The 18,111-nt window shown below is 60.0% G+C and carries 11 protein-coding genes; all 11 read right to left on the minus strand.

From position 1 onward, the window contains the following. Positions 1 to 7: 7 nt before the first annotated feature. From FRH_RS03050 to icmH, 11 genes are read right to left on the minus strand one after another with little or no spacing between them, the layout of a single operon-like run. Positions 8 to 3,373 (minus strand): T6SS effector BTH_I2691 family protein, encoded by a 3,366-nt coding sequence (locus FRH_RS03050; protein ID WP_281997716.1) that lies wholly within the window; start codon positions 3,371 to 3,373, stop codon positions 8 to 10. Continuing rightward, positions 3,366 to 4,292 (minus strand): DUF4123 domain-containing protein, encoded by a 927-nt coding sequence (locus FRH_RS03055; RefSeq protein WP_281997717.1) that lies wholly within the window; start codon positions 4,290 to 4,292, stop codon positions 3,366 to 3,368. The genes FRH_RS03050 and FRH_RS03055 overlap by 8 nt, the downstream gene beginning before the upstream one ends. Next, positions 4,293 to 6,344, minus strand: a complete 2,052-nt coding sequence (gene tssI, locus FRH_RS03060) for a type VI secretion system tip protein TssI/VgrG (RefSeq protein ID WP_281997718.1) — start codon at positions 6,342 to 6,344, stop codon at positions 4,293 to 4,295. 1 nt (position 6,345) lies between these two features. Then, positions 6,346 to 6,633 (minus strand): type VI secretion system PAAR protein, encoded by a 288-nt coding sequence (locus FRH_RS03065; protein ID WP_281997719.1) that lies wholly within the window; start codon positions 6,631 to 6,633, stop codon positions 6,346 to 6,348. Between the two features lie 38 nt (positions 6,634 to 6,671). Next, positions 6,672 to 7,253: a GNAT family N-acetyltransferase gene (locus FRH_RS03070; protein ID WP_139525708.1), complete on the minus strand. Its 582-nt coding sequence runs from the start codon at positions 7,251 to 7,253 to the stop codon at positions 6,672 to 6,674. Further along, positions 7,237 to 10,872, minus strand: coding sequence for a type VI secretion system membrane subunit TssM (tssM, locus tag FRH_RS03075; protein ID WP_281997720.1), 3,636 nt, complete (start codon positions 10,870 to 10,872; stop codon positions 7,237 to 7,239). Before tssM ends, FRH_RS03070 begins: the two co-directional genes overlap by 17 nt. 53 nt (positions 10,873 to 10,925) lie before the next feature. Continuing rightward, complete coding sequence (tssA, locus tag FRH_RS03080) at positions 10,926 to 12,386, minus strand: type VI secretion system protein TssA (protein ID WP_281997721.1); 1,461 nt, start codon at positions 12,384 to 12,386, stop codon at positions 10,926 to 10,928. Between the two features lie 14 nt (positions 12,387 to 12,400). Next, positions 12,401 to 13,054, minus strand: coding sequence for a type VI secretion system-associated protein VasI (gene vasI / locus FRH_RS03085; RefSeq protein ID WP_281997722.1), 654 nt, complete (start codon positions 13,052 to 13,054; stop codon positions 12,401 to 12,403). After that, positions 13,051 to 14,646, minus strand: coding sequence for a sigma-54 dependent transcriptional regulator (locus FRH_RS03090; RefSeq protein WP_281997723.1), 1,596 nt, complete (start codon positions 14,644 to 14,646; stop codon positions 13,051 to 13,053). The genes vasI and FRH_RS03090 overlap by 4 nt, the downstream gene beginning before the upstream one ends. 4 nt (positions 14,647 to 14,650) lie before the next feature. Then, complete coding sequence (gene tssH, locus FRH_RS03095; RefSeq protein WP_281997724.1) at positions 14,651 to 17,260, minus strand: type VI secretion system ATPase TssH; 2,610 nt, start codon at positions 17,258 to 17,260, stop codon at positions 14,651 to 14,653. A gap of 8 nt (positions 17,261 to 17,268) precedes the next feature. Then, a complete protein-coding gene (gene icmH, locus FRH_RS03100) occupies positions 17,269 to 18,111 on the minus strand; it encodes a type IVB secretion system protein IcmH/DotU (RefSeq protein WP_218013962.1) in 843 nt (280 codons plus the stop codon).

The following is an 18,111-nucleotide window of genomic DNA, read 5'->3' on the forward strand; positions in this document are numbered from 1 at the left end:
AATTTCCTTACTCTTCTAAACTCATGGGTACCGTGATGTCAAAGCGGGCGGGCAGGTTGATGCCTTGGCCTTCTTCGCTATTGGGCTCGATCTCTTTTTTGCCTCGGGCGGCATTCGGCTTGTAAAAGGTAAAGCCTAGGCTGCTTTCTGATGATGCGAGCAGCGTCTCTGCATAATTCACTGTCATTACAAACGGCTCCCGCTCAGCCTGTTCACTGGCGGGAATCCAGGCTTGCCATACGCGTACATCGCCAGTGTCATAGCCAGCGTCAGCGGGTAGCACAGCACCCCGTTCACCTTGTTGAGTGGGGCTTTGTTCATAACTACTGGCAGGTGCCCAGAACCCGCCTCGGGCATTTTCGGATAGCTTGACGGTTTCACCCGCCAGCACAGCGGGAAAGGCGATTTGCACCCAGCAGCCCTGATACGTACGGCTCATTTTGCCTGTCCCGTAATAGCTCATGTTGGATGAGTCAAACTCCAGATCAGTGACGCTGGTGAGCTTCACAGTGGGCTGAAGCAGAATCTCCATCAGGGCCTGCCACTCGCTCTTATGCCCCTCATCACTGGCTTCCCATGCCAATTCTCCATTGCCCCACGTACTGGTATATAGCCACCCCCGCACTCCCTCACGGTTATAGCGTGCAGCAAAGTGAGAGGCGATTAGATGGATGACACCCGCAGCAAGCAGGACGACCGCAACTTTAGGTCCTAATATCCAGGAAAATGCAAACCAGCGACCCAAAGCAGCACCACCAACCTGGGCAACACCTGTAATAGTCATTGCTAAGCTGGCAGCTCTTTTTACATTAAGCGCATTACGCTCAATAACACTGGTTGCTTCTCTCAGATCCTTGTTTGTTTGCCACATGTCAAGCCCAGCAGCAATTGCCCCAATAGCCGACAAACCTGCCATACGAGTGGCCAACCTCGCGGCGATACGTGAGGCCGCCTGCCTGCCATTGCTTTGCCACTCACCGATAGAAACATCCGTTAGACGTATCATGTTGCCGTTAAACCGAAAAGATCTTTTCGCTGCACGGTTCCAAAACGGCATGACCCACAGACTCATGACAGCCACCGTCGCGGCCCCCGTGGTCGCGGCCAGTTGGCGCATGCCTTCCTCATCCACGCCTTCTTTTTGGGCGGTGCGAGCGGCATCGATAAAGTTGTAGAGGTTCAACCCTGCGATCAATAGCGCCAGGCCACCGCCTAACTGCTCTACGCGGCTTGCCATGTGGCGGCGTGCGGCACTGGCACCACTGGTCAATTTCACACGGTGTTGTTCACGCAGTTCGTAATAGCCCGCACTGGAGAGGTTGCTGGCTCGGGTCTGGTTGCCTGCTGCGCTTTGATCGATACCTCCACCGGCTCCCTCGTTAGCCGTGACACGTTTGGGTTCGTTGAAGGCGTGTTCGTAGCGTTGTTGCTCTAATGCCTCCAGTCGTTGACTACTGGCGGTGCGCTGTTGGGCACTCTGGCCTTCACGGCGGCTGCGTAACTCTTCCGTGCGAATTTCGCCAGTGAGTCGCCATGCCTGCTCCCGCCATTCGCGATGCCTGGCTTCGTAATCGAGATCGATCGTAATGTCAGTAGCAGCTACGTCCGGGTGGACCATGACCACCATCATGGAGTGCACCAGGGCTCTGGCGGCTTTCTCCATGGACACTTGCCCCTTGGCGCTCAACGAGGGCAGAAACTGGTAACCGATGGTTTCCCAAAGCTTTTTGGAGGCGCTACTGACCTCGCTTCGCAGGGTATCGAACGCCTCCTGAACATGCGGGGCAAGCGCTTGATAGGCCGGGTGGCGTTGTACTTCTTCTAGCGAGAGCACGCCCAGCGCGGCATTGGCTTGGCTGACCACCCCTGTCGCCGTGACACCACTATCAGCGGGCTGACCATCCTCGGTGCCTTGCGCAATGAAGTGACGCGCAATGGTGTCGAGGGCTTCGGCAAGGGCCGGGTCGAAGTTGCTCATCGCCACGCTGATCAATGAATCACGGTTGTGAAACGTATCATCCAGCCATGCACGGCCAACCTGCGTGGCACCTAACACTTCGACGACCATGCATCCCCATTCGTGCATCGCTCGGTTTTGCTCGGCATCAACGGTATCGAAACACAGCGATTGGGCTGAGAGGGGAAGCCGTTCGAGCCACACCGTAAAATCGGCCAGGCTGTTGTCGATATGGGTGTGCAAGCGTTCGAGCTGTGGCGCTTTTTCGGCCAGAAACGCAATGGCCTCCTCCGATCTGACATCCAAACGTGGCAGTTCTTTTCCATGCCACTCTTCATAGAGCGGGCTATGGCGGCCCGGTGGCGTCGGCATGCCCAGCTCGACCAACTCTTCACGCAGTTGCGTGACGCGCTGCTCTCTACGAAGCAGGGTATGATCTGACCCATTGGTGACATTTTTCATGGCATCGAGCAATTCACCTGTCTTGAGCATGATGTCTCGATAACGCTCAGGATCCTGGCGAACGTCGTCACTGATCAGATCGTCAATATCGATCAGACACAGCGCTTTGACGACTTGAGCGATTTCAAGTTGATGGCCGTGCTCTTCCAGAAAGGCTTCTAACTCAAGCTGCCGCCCCACCAAGGCCATCGTTAGATCATTAACAATACCCAAATCGTCATCCAGGGCGACGAACAAAGCTTCGTCATGGTTGTCCACGGCGGCCAGCACGCTGTCCTGGGTGATCTCGGGTTTTACGGCCAACAGCGGATAGACACCCTCCTCATCGCCGTCGCCGTCACTGGCATCCGCCGTCTCGGCTCTCTCAATGGTCGAAACGGTGGTACTGGTAAAACCCTCCACCGCACCATTGGGCGTGATATCCGCCACGTGCTCTGCCAACTGGGTCAAGGGACCCACATGGGCCGAGAGAGAGGTGCCATCGGCGGTGTCGCTGATCGCCGACATCAGGTTCACGGAGCGCATGGTTCGTTGGCGCGCCTCGGCGTTTTCCAGCATGTGCTCGCGAATACGCTCGGTCCACTGCATCGGGGAGTAGGCCAGGGCGATGGCGTTGCACGTCGAATAGGTCAGGTGCGGCTCACCATTGAACGTGGCCCCTTCCACGACATACTCGTCGATCCGCTGCTCGCCATCTTCCTCGACCCATACGTACAGCCACCCGTCACGCAGCTGCCTCAGCGTGTAGCCACGGGTGTGGATAGCCGGGTAACCAGGGCCTTGCCACTGTTCAGACAAGGGGTGAGGGTGGGGAGCCCCCGCCTGTTCAGGCGCTTCATCGATGGCATAGCGCACGGGAAACAGGGTGACATCCAGCAGTAAAGGACACACACCGCCGCCAATCGGCGTTTCATCGAAGGCGGCATTGCGTGCCTGAGCATCCGTGTTATCCATGAGTGTCCTCGTCGTTCAAGAGTGATGCCGGGGCTCGGCCATGTGGCGTGGCTTCCGGACTTCGGCTCCAGGCATCCAATGCATACAGTTGCTCTTGCCTTGAGCGCGGCTTCGGCTCGGGCAGTTGCGCCCACCAGCGAGCATAGAGCCCATACGGCTCGGTCATGAAGTGCTCACCCCACTCCAGGCTCAAGCTCAGCCAAATCGCCAACTGCCGTTCTGTATGAGCCCCCCACGCAATGGCATCGTCCAGGCGATCATCGAGCCATTGCCCGCGCTCCGCCGACGGCAACTGACACCACGACGCCACCGCGTGCTGGTTGAAATGATCCGCCAGGCGCTCTTTGAGCTGCCATCGATCGACGGCATCCAGCGCGGCGAGCTGCGCGCTTCCCATGGGAGGAAAAGAGCGCTGCCACCCATTTCCCGAGGAGGCCTGGCCAGCACAGAACGTCTGCCAGCTCACGGTACGAGGTGCGGCCCAGAGAGGCGCCCAGTCCGCCACCCACCAAGTGTCGAGGGGCCCCATCAGCTCAGCTGGCAAGGTATCGCCATAACTGCTCAGCCAGTGACGGGTGACCAGGGGGTCCGCAAAGCGAAGCAACTGCTCGTGCCCTTCCACACTGAACGTCACGAACTGGGCCAGGTGGTGGCTCAACTCCCTCATACTGGCGTGACTACTCAAGAACGACAGCGCCCGATATAGCTCGGCATCGTCGTTGTCGCACACGTCACCTAACAGGCCATCCCCCTTAAGATGCACCAGAATAGGCCCCTGCTCGGCCAGCGATGACCAGCGGGTCATCAGGTAGAGTGGTTCGATATCTCGAAGGTCATCACGGCGATATAAGCGCTGAAGCGCATTGGGGAAGCGTACGCCGTCTACCAATGCATGCGTCACTCTCTGGGGGCGTTCCATCTAGCGATTTCCCTGGCTCGAATCTTCGCAAATCTCGCAGCGGGCCGGTGCCTTGAGCAGCGTTTTAAGCTGGGCCGGGCGGTTAATGGGCGCAACCGGCTGATGGCTTTCTGCCTCTGCCTCCTCGGGCAGCCTCGGCCCCTGCGCCGCTTGTCCACTCCCCGAACCCGGGCTGCCGCCGGAATTGATCTTGACCTGGGGGCCCACCAGGGTAACGCCGCTGGGGTCGATCTTGAGGAAACTGCCGCCTGCTTTTAGGGTGATTTCCGCACCGGCTTCGATCACCACCTTCATGCCCGCTTTGTGGTGAACCTCCTGCCCGGCTTCTAACAACTGCGCCTGGCCGATCTTTTCATGGCGGGTGCCGTCTACGGTGAGGTGGTCATCGCCGTCTACCTTGCCGTAGCGATGGCCGTGCACCGTGTGGTGGTCGTCATTGTCGATCTCGCTGATGCGGTCGTTGTGCACCTTAAGGTGGCTGTCGTGGCGGATCTCTTCGGTGCGGTCGTTGAGGGTGAGCAGCTCCAGGTCTTTCTGGGCGTGTAGCCAGATCTGCTCTTCGCCCGCTTCGTCTTCGAAGCGCAGTTCGTTGAAGCCTTCTGCCTTGTGGCTTTGGGTGCGGATGACGGTACGGGTTTTGTGTTCCGGCAGCGGATACGGGGCGGTGTTCACTGCGTGATAGGTACGCCCAGTGACCAACGGCTGGTCCGGGTCGCCTTCCAGGAAGGAGACGATGACTTCGTGACCTATCCGCGGAATGGCGATGCTGCCGTAGCCGCCGCCCGCCCAGCCTTGGGCGACGCGAACCCAGCAGCTGGCGGTGTCGTCTGGTTCCGCGTAGCGGTCCCAGGGGAACTGCACCTTGACCCGGCCATGCTCGTCGCAGTGAATCTCTTCGCCCTCCGGGCCGACCACGAAGGCGACTTGCGGGCCATCGACCCGGGGCTTGGGATTGGGCGTGGCCCGCCACGGGGTGTCGCCGGGGATGAGGGTGACCTGATTGTGGTAACGGGTCATGCCACTGGCGTCACTGTGGGTCATGCCATCCTCTTCCAGCGCCTGGGGCTGCTCCCCCACGTGGTGGACGTCGATGGCCTGCCAGTCGCGGTTGAGGCTGTCGGTGTCGTGGTCGGTGAGGGTAAAGCGCACGCCGGGGGCGAGTTCGGGCAAGTCGCTGTCAGCGCTGGCCGTGATGGCTTCCCGGCGGAGCTGTTCCAGGCGGATACGGCTGAAGGGCTTGCCGGATGCGTCCTGCTTGTAGCGGCCGGGGTAGTCGTAGTGTTCGTAGTCGTCCCGCTGGCCGTGGCGTTCTACCTCGCGGCCCAAGTGCTCGTGTAGCTGGGCGTAGGCGGGGTTTTTGAAGCTGTAGTCCTTCAACGTCGCCGTGGCGGCGGCTACCCGAGCAGTCTGGCTGAGCTTGCGCACATGGCGCGTAGGCGCGGTGCCACCTGCACGGCTGTGGTAAGAGCGCTCACCGACGTTGGTCAATACCTTGGGGTCATCGGCGAAGATCAAGCGGTGGGCGCCCCCATCTCTCTCTTCAAATTCATGAAAGAAGAACAAGCCTTCTTCCGCGGCGAGGCGCTCGATAAAGGCGAGGTCGGTTTCCCGGTACTGCACGCAGTACTCGCGCTCGGCTAACTCGCGAGTCACGGCAAAGCTCACATCGGTAATGCCCCGCTCGTCGCACAGGGTATTGATGATGGTCAGCGGGTCGACCTTTTGGAAGATGCGCGAGTTGTGGCGCAGCGAGAGCCGCCATAGGGCGGGGCGCAGCACCAGCGAGTAAAACGTGCGGCGGTGGCCGCGGTCGCCGCGGCCAAATTCGCTGATGATGCCGTGTACACGGCGCAGCGGCTCGCCATCCTGCCAAATAGTGAGGCTCGCTTCGCGGTCCAGCAGGTCGGCGGCATCCAGGCTGCCGTCACGGCTGGCCAGGTTCAGCGTCAGTTCGAAGGGCTGGGAGAGGGCTTCACGATGGGTGAAGTCGATGACGGCCACGTCGACAACGCCGGGTAGCGTCACGGTAAAGTGCAGTCCGGTGCTTTGCATATCAGCTTCCTTCTCCTGAGCCAGAGCCAATAACAACGCCGCCGCAATCCACCGCGTGGCCTGTCAGCGCGGCGGGTTTGCCGTCGATCAGTATGGAGCCTGAGCCCTGGGCAATCGTGCGCGGGTGGGGTGGATGGTTGGGCTTGTCATGGGGTTCCAGCGGGTCGCCAACGCGGGCGACCGGTTTGCCATCCATGATGACCGTGCCGCTACCGGCGGTGACGGGGGTGGGCGGGAACCCGTCATGATCGGTGCCCATGTCACCCACGAGTACGAACTTTTGACCCATCGTTGGTTCTCCTTTTCCTGTGTCACGCTATCCGACGATCATTCATCCCATTTGGCGGGTGCTTCGTAGGTGGCCACCTCGAACGCATCGACGTATTGACGCGTGAAGCCTGCGGCTTCGAGGCTATCCACAGCCGAGTAGCAGGTCAGCGGCAGGCGTATCTGCAGCGGCACGCCGCTCAAGCTCCGCCTGACGGCCCTGAGTAAGCGCGTTCCATGGCCGCTTCCTTTCCACTCTTTGCTAATGTAGAAAAAACGGAGCTGCCAGGCGGCTTCGTCATCCGGACGGCAAGCCAATACCATACCCAGTGGCGGCCCCTCGCCATGGCGAAGGGCCAGCAAGCGCCCTTGCCAGCGGGCCACTTGCCCCTCTTCGCGCTGAAGCCAAAGGCCTTGGTGAACGGTGAACTCCAAGGCCCGCCGCAAGGTGTCCAATGCGCTGTCATCGCGTAGCAGCCACGGCGAGTGTCCTTTGGCATCGGCTTGGTAAACGGCCTCGATAAAGCGATCGATGTCCTCTGGTCGCGCTTCTTCCAGAGGGCGCGAGCGTTTACCCCCATGTCGTGCTGGCCGTTTGGGGGAAGGTTGCGCGCTGAACAGCTGCTTAAGTTTGGTCAGCATCATCCCTCCGCTCTGCATAGAGCGCCGAGGGCAGCTGGAAACCAGAAGCCAACGGGCGAGTAAACGGATTGGGGGCGCTATCGGCGAACAGGCGATAGCGCATGCTGCCGCCATCGACATTGAACCGCAGTTCCAGCTCACGCTCGCTGACGCTGGTGATATCCGCTTGTTCAAGCAAGCGGAACCAGGCCCAGGCACCCTCCTGGCTGATGCTGCGCGGCGAACGGTTCACTTCACTGGGCACCATGGTGATGCGGCTTTCCGTGCCGCTACGCAGTGCATTGGGCCAAATCATGGAGACCCGCTGGCTGGCACTATGTGCATACTCGATGAGCTGACCATCGACACTAATGACACTGCGTCGCTTGTCGGGGCTCAGGCTGACGGGCTCTAAAGCAAACTCCACGTCGAGCGCGCCGTCGCGGCTAAAGTAGGCGCGACGAATCTGCTCGGCCTGTTGAACAGCGGTGTAGAGGCTGTCACGCAGCAGGGAGTTTCCTTCTGCATCGACCAAGTACTCCGGCGCGCCTTCGATGAAGGGCTTGAGGCTGTCCTGGTAGAACGCGTCTAGGGTGCCGTTAGGCGCAAAGAACGCTTCGAAATCACTGAGCGCGACTTCCCGATTTGCACTGGGCGACAGCGGGTAGCGGCCTGCCAATCGCTCTTGATAGGGAGCCACCACTTCGTCCAGCCACTGGCTCTCAAGATGGCGTGTTGCGCTTACCATCATCAGTTCCCAGCTTTGGTTGGCCAAGTTATGCAGCATCCGGCCAACCGGCTCGGGGGTGTTGTCGGCTATCCGCTGTAAGTTGTAGATAGGGTCGTTACCACGCAGTGAGAGGCGGTCACGAACGGTAATGAAGGCAGCGCGTCCTGAGTCGTTCGCCTCCTCTATATCCATCAGGTAATCACGCAGTGCGGTGACGGCTGATTTGATCTCCTCAAGCGACGAGGGGTTGTCGTTACGCGCCTGACTGAGCTGATTGATCGGCGTGAAAGGCTGCTCGATGGCCAGTGCCAACTGGTAGCGCTGGGACTGCCTTAGTGCTTCTCTTGCCTGTTCATCGTCGACGGGAAGCTCAGGGTACAGGCTGGTATTGCGAGCCACTGCATCCAGCAGCCGGTCCAGCGGACGCTGCGCGCCGACGAGTGCATCGGCCACGACGATGGCTTGACGAATATCGGGCAGCGGCACTAGCTGCGTGTCGCGCAGGGCATCACGCCAACTGACGTGATAATCCGCTACGTAGTGCTCTCGTAGAGCCGCTTGCAACTGCTGACGGTCGGCGGCGCTAAAGTTGATGTCGTCGCGTTGGCCGAGTACCCAGGCGTCGATCAGCGCCAGCTCGGTGGCACGGTCTAGCTCTTGCAAAAAGTAGTTCTCGAAGCCATTGCGCGTCACTAGGTGCGGTAATTGAACGTGTTCGGGATTGTCATTGCGCGACATGAACACCGTATCGAACAGCGTGCCCACACTGCGGCGTAGATCCAGCGGTTCACCCTGGCGGCTGCCTGCCGCCTTCAGCGCGGCATAAACACGCTCATCGATAGGCTGGCGTGCCAACTCCTCTTGCGCCGCCGCAATGCTCCCTTGCAGCGGCGTCATGGCCTGTTCGGCGCGGGGGCTGCCTGCCGCGATGCGCCCTTGTAAGTCACTATGCGCCATGGCGTAGTCTAGGTGAGTAAGCAGCCGCTGCTGAACATCGCCCTGTTGGGGAAAGAAGCTCTGCCAGCGCTGGGCCATGTAGCGCTCGACACGTTCGGGTTGACGGCCGCTGTCATCCGACATCATCCGCAGCACACGCAGCAGCGCTAACTTGGCATTGCTGCCCGGCTCGGCCCGGTTCATGTCATCCATGATGCCGATCATCAAAGCGGGCAAGAACTGATGCTCGAGCATCGCTAGGTAGGCTCGCTCGACCTGCGCGCCGATGATATGCCCTTGATACAACCCCATGTCCGCCAAATAGGGCGTATGAGTTTGGTAGCCCTCGAAGGTTTCCAGCGCGTAGCGCAACCGATCGAGGGGCTCCAATAACTCATACCCGGAAGGGTCATCACTTTGAAACGCTTCTGGCTGGGTCGCTAAGAAGGTCTCGGCACGCTCTTCCACGGCCGCCAGCGAGACGCTGTTTTTCTGGTAGAAATGCGCCCAGCCGCCGACTAAACCGACTCCCATCACCAAACAGGCAACGAGGCTGAGCGTGCGCATACGCTGGCGGCGCTGGGCCGCCCGAGCATTATCACCGGCTAACCCTGCCTCGGGATAAATGATCTTTTCGAAGAGTTCTTCGGTAAAGTACAGCGCACTGCGGGTGGCCCGATGCGCGGGCTGCACGCTATCGTCCATGCCGTAACGGCGCGCCGCTGCATCCACGAAGGGGTCTTCCGGTACGCCCTGCTGATACACCGAGGTAAAGTAGGTGCCGCGCACCATGGCGGCGGTCGAAAAGCGGTCGCTGGAGAGCGCTTCGGTCAAAAAGCCCTGCAGCACGTCACGCAGCCCTGCTAATTGGCGAACAAAACGGAAGACCGATTCGCGCTCTTCGCGGTCGCGACACTCGGAGAGCATCGTCGGTAACAGTTGGTTCAAGCGCGACAACATCGCGTCGTAATCCGCCTCGAACTCGGTTTCCCACTGGCCTGGCGTATGCATAGAGGCAGGGGTGAAGGTGAAGCCGAGTGGCGCTTTGCGAGCGGTGCGCGAGTAGTGGCGGAAGAAATCATCGAACCCGTGCAACAAATCCATCTTACTGAACGTGACGTAAACGGGCAGCCGCGTGCCGTGGCGCTCCATCAGCTCGCGTAACCGGCTGCGCAACAGCGCCGCGTAGGCTTTACGAACGGCGACCTGGGCATGGCTCAAACGAGCAAGGTCCAATACGAGCACCACGCCATCCAACGGTCGCTGGGCTCGGTTGCGCTCGAGCCATCCCACAAAGTGGTCCCAAAGGCGGCTCTGCAGCGCCTGGGGCTCGCCCTCTTCCATCGCGCCTTGGGTCAATAGCTCACCATCCGGGTCGATCAACACCGCTTGATCGCCAATCCACCAATCGAAGCCTAGCTGGCCTTGCTTGCTGCTCTGCCCCGAGGCCTTCATCACATGGGTGAGCGCAAAGTTTTGCCCAGACCGGTTGATCAGGCTAGTCTTACCCGCGTTTTCTACGCCCATGACGAGGTACCAGGGCAAGCGATACCGACTGTTAGCACCACCGCCCAAACTCTCGGTAAGTTCACTCAGCACGCGATTGAGCGACGCTTCTTGCCGCTCGACTTGGCTCATGATGGGGTCTTGCTGACGCGCCTCCTCTAACTGACGCTGCTCGTCCAATGCCCGCAGGCGGCGAGCGAGGCGAACGCCCCACACAATGGCGGCTACCGTCACGACCGCCAGCGTGGCCAACAAGCGATTGGTGAGCGGTGCCAGCGGCCTCATGCCACGCACTTCCCAGCTCGGCCCCCACCACCAGATAGCGACAACCAGCACGATCAGCAGTACCGACCACAGCAGCGTAGAGAGCCTGAGCAAGCCTTTCGCTTTGTTACCGTGCGCATTGGCTTGGTTGTGCGCTGACTGTGCCCGCGATAACCCCGGCACCCAGCGACTTAGTTTCGACATGAAAGTTGACCACATGAGCCTTTATCCCTCGTCCCTTCTGATGATGTCCGTTGTTAGTGCGTCTCTTGAATCGTCGCTTTCAGGCGTGACACCAAGCCCGGTTCCCACTGCTCTAATGCAAGGGCCGTCACAAGTTGGTGCAGCGTTTGGTAGTGTTGCTGAGCGAGGCTTTCCAAACCCGCCTCTTGCAGCAGCTCCGCACTGGCCAACCGCCAGTAGGCGCTGTCGCGCGGAGATCGCGCTCGGCTAAGGCCTTGATCCAAAATTTTGAGCGCCGCGCCTACATCGCCGTTTTCCATGGTTTCCCGGGCTTCTTCCAAGCCCGACTGCCAGGCATCGTTTCCACTCCCAGCGCCATCGCTACTCCCTGGGCTACTCTGAACCCATCGCGCCGTCTCCCCATCGAGAAACGCCACGCCGTTGTTGAACGTCAACGCGTCAATCCCCGGCAGCCGCTCGACGAAGCGCTGCGTCTCGTCACGAATCGCTTCGGCACAGCGTAGGTGCCCGAGCTGTTTCGCCAAGCCAGCGCTCATGCGATGGCCCTCGAGCCAATAGGGGCTGAGCGCCAAACTATTTTCAATCCGCTGCCAAAGTGCATAATCGCCGCCTTTTGCCAGCGCTTCGCGGTAATCGGCGATCCTATCGGCAGACACGGGAGCCAGCTCGGTCTTGCCGTTCTCTTTTGCGGCCGGGAGTGCTTGAATGGTGTTCCACACCGCATAGCGACGCAGACGATACGCCAGCGGCTCACCGATGGATTGCTCTCCGAGAAACTCCGCCATTTTGAGCAGCGCTTGACGGTTGGCGCGCTCATTCCCCGCTTCCAGACGCAGCTCGGGGGCTTTATGGGCAGAAGATGCCGCCGGTGCTGCGCCTGCCGACGGACGCGGTTCCGTGGAAGAGGACTCCGCACTTGGCGGTGCCGATGGCTCAGTGGGTACCCGCTGTTTTGCGGGGCGCAGCGCCAGCAGTTGACGACTGAACTCCTCCAGCGACTCGCTCGGCAGTGATTTCTCAGCCACTTGGTGCTGCAGCTCTTGCAGCGATGCTTGGCAAGCCTCGAACTCATCATCGGCGTTTTGGAAATCCACCCCCGCCAACAATTTGACGCTGCGCTGCATGAACTGCTGAAACAGCCGCGGGCGAAGCTTTTCGCCCCGTTTCCCTGTAAAAGGATACGCATGCTCCCACCAGGGTTGGGCAATGCTGCGTGCCAGCAGCCGCAGCGAAAGGGCAAACCGAACGCCATTGCCGTCGTGCTGTAGGCAGTGAATCAGGTGGCCCAACACTTTTAGGTCTTTACCTCGTTCACTCAACATGCGAATGGCCAAGCTTTCCGAGGTTTCCCACTCGACGTGAGCGTGCTGCAGTGATCCCACTTTCATCATCTCTTCATCGAGCGCGAGATAATCGTGGCTATCCTCCACCGGATCACCCACCAGCGCGCCCTCTGCGTTTGCAGAAAGCGGTGCCAGTATTGGCTCCAGGTGAGATTCTGACGTAATGCGCATCGTTCGATGCTCCTTTACCAGCGGCACGCATTGCGCAGTGGTTGAATAGATTCTCGCAGCCCCGTCACGTCGAACCGCAAACCGTCTAGAGCGCCCACATCGCTGCGCAGGGTCAGCTCATTGGCGCTCAGCAGTTGCTGAAGCGTTTCGATGGCGGGAAGCCCCCGGCCGCCACTCAGCACTTGTCCGCCATCGCGCACGCGCCACTGCTGTTGCACGGAACCGCCCTCCCCTGAGAGTCGAAGGTCTACCCGGGCATCAGTCAAAGGGCTGGGGAGGTGCAGTTGAAAGCGAGTAATGAGTTTTTCGCAGGCCATCACCAAAACCGGGCGAGGTGGCGTCGTTCCCAAGGCAGGCGCGCTCATCAACACGTCATTGCCCGAGACTTGGACGATGAGACCGACATTCTCTTCTTCACGCGCCGCTTCTTGCTGCTCGATGTCGTACCACAGTGCGGGCATGTCGACGCTGTTCGACGTGCCCTCTCCGACTTGGAACACCGCGTCGTAGCAGTGCAAGCGTTCCAGCCGGGAGGGCTCTTCGCCGCAGGCGCGGGCTTGACGGAGCAAATCTGTCTCGGGCTCTGCATGGAGACGAGGGGGGATCAACACACTGATCAAAAGCAGGCCAGCCAACAGCCACCAATGTTTAAGCAGCATCGTGTTCATTTACCATCCAACTCCAGTTGCTGGCACTTATGCGCCAGCGTTCGCTTTGGTAGTCCCAGGCTTTCCGCTGCACGTGCACGGTTTCCTCCAAAACGCCGTAAACGCTGACGAATGATCGAGGTCTCCACCTCACGTAGCGCTTGGCGCAGGTCGTCGACTTCGTCCGAGAGAGGGAACTCATTGGGCATGACCGCCTCCAGGGCGGTAGGCGTTGCCACGTCCTGATGCTCACCAGGCAGAACATCGACGTCGATATCAGCGCCTGCGGGCGTCATGGCGCAGGCGTAGTCCACGATATTTTTGAGCTCTCGCACGTTGCCTGGGTACTCTCGACGCTTCAGTAAACGCAGGGCAGCTGGCGTAATACCGATGTCGTCGCGCTCTTCGCGCTGACAAAACGCGGTAATGAAGGCCTGAGCCAGTAGCGCAATATCGTCCCGTCGCTCGCTAAGCGGCGGTACATTGATGGGAAACTGACCCAAACGGTAGTAAAGGTCCGCTCGAAAGCGCTGCTGCTTGATCTGCTCTTTAAGCGGTTGATGCGTCGCTGCCACCAAGCGTAAATCGGCGCAGCGCTCTTCACTGGCACCCAACGGCCGATACCGACCGCTCTCCAGTACGCGCAGTAGCTTCGCCTGTAGCGCTAACGGCATATCGCCAATTTCATCGAGAAACAGCGTGCCGCCGTCGGCTTGACTGATCAGACCTTCACGAGCCTTGTCAGCACCAGAAAAAGCCCCCTTGGCATGGCCAAACAGCTCTGACTCCAGCAGTGCTTCGGGAATGGCGGCACAATTGATGGCCAAAAACGGGGCCTTCGAGCGCGTCGAGAATTGATGAATGGCGCGCGCCACGCGATCTTTACCGGTGCCCGTTTGCCCTTGCAGCAAAACGGCAAGCTGTGTCTCTGCGGCGCGAATGATGTGCTGGCGCAGGGAGCTCATCACCGCCGACTGACCCAACAGGTCATCGGCGAGCCGGTCGGCCAAGGTTTGACGTCGAGCACCGTCGTTCAGTTTGGCCAACGATGCCTGCAGTGCTTGGGAGCGATGACGCTCTCCTTGCTCCCGCGTCAATCGCGACCACAATCGGCAAAGCAGCGCTTCGAACGCGCCCATTTCCGGCGTATTTTCCAAAGCCGTGAGCGTCTCTCGCTGCCCGACTAGCAAAAGTGCGCCCAGCCACTCCCGCGCGCCGTCCAGCGCACGTAACGGCAGCACGTTGAGCTGCAAAGCGCCGCTCAACGCCGACAGTTGGGCCTGAAAGCCAGGATGGTCGAGCCGGATGCGCGCGTCTGCCACGCTCAGCGCTAATGGTTTATTGCTGCGAATGACATGGGCATAGGGATGGCTGAAATCGGCACAGTCGAACTGCAGGTCGTCACTGTCCCGCCCCAGCCAACGCCCGCTCCCCTCCACGTAGAGACACTCGGCTAGCGTCAAGCCCAAGTGCCGTTGCAGTAGTTTGGCCGCCTGCAGGCGTAATCCGCTGGGAGAGCTGCTTTCGACCAACGTGAGGGCAAACGGCATACCCGCTAGCTCGACGGGCAGCCGTGAGGGGAAAGCAGTAGGGTAAGCAGCAGGCAGCGTCATGGGGTCACCCTACCTCCGCCGTGAAGGTGCCGTGCGCTCGGTCGATACCAAGTAAGACGCGCGTGACGGCTTCACGATTGGCCATACGCGCCAACAGCGCTCGCGACAGCGGCGGCAACAGCTCGCCATCGATCACCGACTCCAGCATGCGCGCGCCGTTTTCACTCCGCGTCGCACGGGCACAAATGGCATCGGTCAGGGCATCGTCGAGGGTGATCTCTGCGTCGCGGTGGCGCGCCTGAATACGTTTGGTCAGTGTCGCCAGCTTGGCATGGACGATATTGCGCAGCGTCTCGCCCGCCAGGGGCAGATAAGGAACGATTTCCATACGCGCCAGGAGGGCAGGCTTGAAGAAGTCGGCGAGAACGGGGTAGAGCGCGGCGTCCAGCGCCTTGGCATCATCGCCATGGGCGACGATGGCTTCGTAGCCCAAATTCGACGTCAGGAAAAACACGACGTTCTTACAATCGATCAGCCGCCCCTCTCCATCCGCAAGCTCGCCTTTATCGAACGCTTGGTAAAACAGGTTGAGCACGTCCGGGTGGGCTTTCTCGACCTCGTCCAACAACACCACCGAGTAGGGCCGCTGGCGGATCGCCTCCGTCAAGAGCCCGCCCTCGCCAAAACCGACATAGCCCGGCGGCGAACCAATCAGACGAGATACCGTGTGCTTCTCTTGGTATTCGGACATGTTGATGGTGGTCAAAAATTGGCGTCCGCCATAAAGCTGCTCGGCAATTTGCACGACCGTTTCGGTCTTGCCCACGCCGCTAGGACCGACCAGCAGGAACGCGCCCAACGGCCGCCCGGGGCGGCGCAGGTCGGCACGGGCGGTGAGCAGATGGCGATGGATCCGCTCGATGGCAGCCCCTTGCCCTTGAATTTGTTCGCCCAGATAGCGAGGCAATTCGGTTAGTCGCGTCAGCTCATCGCTGGTCATTCGCTCCACGGGCACACCGGTCCAGTCACCGATCACTTGCGCGATCTGCGCTTCTTCGACGCTGGGAGTCACGAGCGCAAAGTCTTCCTGAAGTTGGGCTAGCTGTTGTTCTCGCTCGGCTAACTCACGCTGCCACTGTTCAGGCAACGCCTCTTGCGAATCATGCTCGAGTAGTTGGCGGTGCAGCCCCACGATGGCATCCACGCACTCACGCTGCGCCTGCCAAGCTGCTTCAAAGGTCGATAGCTCGGTTTCAAGGGTCGACAAGCGCTCATCCAACGCGTGGCGGGCCGCCGTGTCCGGCTCGCGACCCAGCAGCGTCTCTCGGGCTAAGTGATCACGCTCACGCAGCGCAGCCGTATGCTCGCTCTGCAGATGGCTCAGCTTGCGAGGCGGCGTATCCAGTGCCTGCGCCAGCCGCGTGCAGGCGGTATCCAACACATCGATGGCTTTGTCAGGCAACTGTCGCCCGGCTAGATATCGTGCGGAGAGTGCCGCCGCCGCACGTAAACCGCTATCGCCGATCAGCACTCCGTGAGCACGCTCGTACACATCCCGCAGGCCACGCAATATGACCAGTGCCTGTTCGACGCTGGGTTCAGAAAGCGCGACGGGTTGAAAACGCCGCGATAGCGCGGGGTCTTTTTCAAAGTATTTTTTATACTCACGCCACGTGGTGGCCGCGATGGTACGCAGCTCGCCCCGGGCCAGGGCGGGCTTTAGTAAATTGGCCGCATCACCGCCACCTTCCTGGTTACCGGCACCAATCAACGTATGCGCTTCATCGATAAACAGTAGCGTCGGACGCGGTGCATTCTTCACTTCATCGATGACGGCTTTCAGACGCTTTTCAAACTCACCTTTCACCGCCGCACCGGCTTGTAACGCGCCTAGGTCGAGTGTCAAAAGCTCGACGTCCGCCAGGGCGGCGGGCACTTGGCCTGCCACGATACGTGCGGCCAAGCCCTCTACGACGGCGCTCTTACCCACGCCAGCGTCGCCAATCACGATAGGATTGTTTTTACGACGCCGCCCTAGAATATCGAGCATTTGATCGATTTCCGGGTCTCTACCAAGCACGGGGTCCAACTTGCCCTGACGGGCTTGCTCCGTTAGCGACGTGGCAAACCGTGCCAACGCGGTGTCATCGTTCTGCTGGGTAGGCGATCGCGATGCCAAGGTCGACGCCTCTTGCGGCGCCTCGGCGGATTCAGCGGTTATCCGCTCAAAATGGCGGCGTAAATGCTCGCGATTGATGTCGGCCAGCACGCGTACCGATCCGCTGGCCAAGTAGCGGTCTGGGTTATGCAGCAGGGCGGTGAAAATCACCCCACTACGCAGCGTCAGATGTTGATACTCGGTCGAGGCCAATAACCACGCGTCTTGTAGCAGCTCGATGAGCAACGGAGAAAAGCTGGGGGTGGCCACCTCGAGGGTGCGTGGAGGACGCAACTCTTCGGCCAATTGGGCACGCAAGTGCGACGTATCCAGATCGACATGCTCACAGATGCGGCGTACATCGCACAGCGGCTGGTCGAGCATGGCTTGCAATAAATGCCCTGCCGTCACTTCTGGAGCTTGCTGCTGCGCGCATAGTACAGCCGCCTGTTCGAGGCCTTGTCTCGCCACCGTGTCAAGACGGCCAATCAGTGCGGATAGCTCTACCCTGAGCATGGTGACTCCTAACGATAAAGTTGGTTGAGAAGGGACGTAATTTGGTCCGCTTGTTGATCCAGCGACCAGGAGAACGCGAGGTAGACCCCGACCATGGCGATACCGAAGAGGGCAAAGATTCCCCATGTTGGGAAACGTGAGCCTCGGCGCTGGCGACCCTGAACGACGTTATTCAGCGGTGTCGTCAAAGACTCGTCGGCAGGCTCTTTCAGCCCCGCCAACTGATCCCCCAAGGCGCGCACGACTTGCTCATATTCGTCGCGGCCATGCGACATCACCCGATAGCGTCCCTCGAAGCCCAAACAGAGGCACAGATAGATGAACTCCAGCATGTCGCGATAACGCTGCGGTTCTTGTTGCAGACGTGCCAAGATGGAAAACACTTTTTCCCCACCCCAGGTTTCATTGTGAAAACGCGTCAGTAACGAGTGTTCGGCCCATTTGCTTTGGCGCCCCCAGGGCATTCCCATGACCGCTTCATCAATGAATGAGCACAGCACATAGCGATACGCCAACAGGGTCGCCCGGTCATAGCCTTGCTCGGTCAACTCGATATCGATCGCCGCAATTTCGTCGACGACTTGACGGTACAAACGCTCCACATCGCCAGCACTGTCTAACTGACGTACCCGCACGACCATGCCCAAAAGACTACTGGCGGCATCGACCAAGGGGTTGAGATTGTGTCCACGCAGGCGAAACCAGTAATCTTCGTCGGCGTCGAGCTGCTCGGCATGGCTATGAATGAGATGCTCAAGGCCGCGCTCGTTGATCAAATCCTCGTGTCGCCCCTTTGCATGAAACGCGCGCTGCCGGGAGGTGCTCAGTCCATCACTCACTAATTGCTGCAT

Origin of the sequence: Halomonas sp. A020 (assembly GCF_027943625.1) — a bacterium.
Lineage (GTDB): Bacteria > Pseudomonadota > Gammaproteobacteria > Pseudomonadales > Halomonadaceae > Vreelandella > Vreelandella piezotolerans.

Excerpts from the sequence above, each read along its gene's own strand:
- FRH_RS03050 (WP_281997716.1), bottom strand. The coding sequence starts at position 3,373 with ATGGATAACACGGATGCTCAGGCACGCAATGCCGCCTTCGATGAAACG.
- FRH_RS03055 (WP_281997717.1), bottom strand. The coding sequence starts at position 4,292 with ATGGAACGCCCCCAGAGAGTGACGCATGCATTGGTAGACGGCGTACGC.
- tssI (WP_281997718.1), bottom strand. The coding sequence starts at position 6,344 with ATGCAAAGCACCGGACTGCACTTTACCGTGACGCTACCCGGCGTTGTC.
- FRH_RS03065 (WP_281997719.1), bottom strand. The coding sequence starts at position 6,633 with ATGGGTCAAAAGTTCGTACTCGTGGGTGACATGGGCACCGATCATGAC.
- FRH_RS03070 (WP_139525708.1), bottom strand. The coding sequence starts at position 7,253 with ATGCTGACCAAACTTAAGCAGCTGTTCAGCGCGCAACCTTCCCCCAAA.
- tssM (WP_281997720.1), bottom strand. The coding sequence starts at position 10,872 with ATGTCGAAACTAAGTCGCTGGGTGCCGGGGTTATCGCGGGCACAGTCA.
- tssA (WP_281997721.1), bottom strand. The coding sequence starts at position 12,386 with ATGCGCATTACGTCAGAATCTCACCTGGAGCCAATACTGGCACCGCTT.
- vasI (WP_281997722.1), bottom strand. The coding sequence starts at position 13,054 with ATGAACACGATGCTGCTTAAACATTGGTGGCTGTTGGCTGGCCTGCTT.
- FRH_RS03090 (WP_281997723.1), bottom strand. The coding sequence starts at position 14,646 with ATGACGCTGCCTGCTGCTTACCCTACTGCTTTCCCCTCACGGCTGCCC.
- tssH (WP_281997724.1), bottom strand. The coding sequence starts at position 17,260 with ATGCTCAGGGTAGAGCTATCCGCACTGATTGGCCGTCTTGACACGGTG.
- icmH (WP_218013962.1), bottom strand. The coding sequence starts at position 18,111 with ATGCAGCAATTAGTGAGTGATGGACTGAGCACCTCCCGGCAGCGCGCG.